We start from the raw sequence: 1,254 nt of genomic DNA on the forward strand, positions 1-1,254 counted from the left end.
ACTGGCACACCGGCCAACCGGTCATGCGATCCCTGACCGCCTACGACCACTGACCCCTTGGAATCGATCATCTAGTGTCGGAAGGTGTTCGACCACGTTGGAGAGACCCTGACGGCCAACGATTGCCCTGGTGAGGGGATTTGGGGGACGCGAGGGCTGGAGGTGGGGAGGAGTTGGGGACATGAGCATGACCGCGGCCGAGATTCTGCTCGACGAGTTGCGCCACGCCCGAATGGCACGGGGATTGAATCAAGACGACTTCGGCAGACTCATCAGCTACTCCAGCACCCATGTGAGCGCCGTTGAGACCGGCACTCGCCCGCCGACCAGTGACTACGCGACGGCAATCGACAAGGCGCTGACGACCGGCGGCATGTTCGCGCGGCTGGTAGAGCGGCTGGCGGCGCTCGACACGGCCCCGGTCTGGCTTCGCGAGTGGATCAAGTTCGAGGAACAAGCTCGGGCGTTGCGTTGGTACGAACCGGCCTTCGTGCCCGGCCTCTTACAGACCGAGGCGTACGCACGGGCGACGCTTCAAGCGAGCGGATTGCTGACCACCGAGCAGATATCGCAGCGGGTACGGTCGCGAATGGAGCGGCAAGCAGTCCTCACCCGCGACGATCCTCCCCACGTGATGATTGTGCTCGATGTCGCGGTGCTGCGCCGGACGGTGGACGACGACCGCGCGCTGATGCGGGAACAGGTCGAGCACCTCGCGGCGGTCGCCGAGCTTCCGCACGTCCACATTCATGTCGTGCCGGACGACGCAGGGCTCTACCCTGGCCTACAGGGCGGGTTCATCATCGCCACGATGCCGGATGGCTCTGACGTCGGGCACACGGACTACCAGGTGCGGTCTCAGACCGTCAGCGGCACGGCCGAGATTGTTACGCTTCAAAAGACGTGGGAAGCGATCCTCCGCGACGCCCTCCCGCGCAGATCCTCCCGAGACGTGATCAAGGAAACGGCGAAGACATGGACATGACCCACGCCCGTTGGCGTAAGTCGACGAAGTCCGGAACGAACGGCGGCAACTGCGTGGAGGTCTCCGACAACCTGCCCGGCGTCGTTGGCGTCCGGGACTCGAAGGACCAGGCAGGTCCCGCACTGGTCTTCAGCCCGACGGCTTGGCGGGCGTTCGTCGACATGGCGAAGACTCACCCCGCGACCTGACCAGTACTAGATGATCGATTCCAAGGGGTCAGTGGTCGTAGGCGGTCAGGGATCGCATGACCGGTTGGCCGGTGTGCCAGT

At 64.4% G+C, this 1,254-nt stretch carries 2 protein-coding genes; both read left to right on the forward strand.

What is annotated here, in order from left to right; all coding sequences use genetic code 11:
- The first annotated feature begins 181 nt into the window (after positions 1–181).
- The gene (locus ACLQ25_RS32630) at positions 182–985 is read left to right on the forward strand and encodes a helix-turn-helix domain-containing protein (protein WP_425734575.1); all 804 of its coding nucleotides are present in this window, start codon (positions 182–184) and stop codon (positions 983–985) included.
- The gene (locus ACLQ25_RS32635; protein WP_357125562.1) at positions 976–1,173 is read left to right on the forward strand and encodes a DUF397 domain-containing protein; all 198 of its coding nucleotides are present in this window, start codon (positions 976–978) and stop codon (positions 1,171–1,173) included. Before ACLQ25_RS32630 ends, ACLQ25_RS32635 begins: the two co-directional genes overlap by 10 nt.
- Positions 1,174–1,254: the final 81 nt, after the last annotated feature.

The organism is Micromonospora sp. DT44, from assembly GCF_049841635.1.
In the GTDB taxonomy this organism is placed as follows: Bacteria; Actinomycetota; Actinomycetes; order Mycobacteriales; family Micromonosporaceae; genus Micromonospora.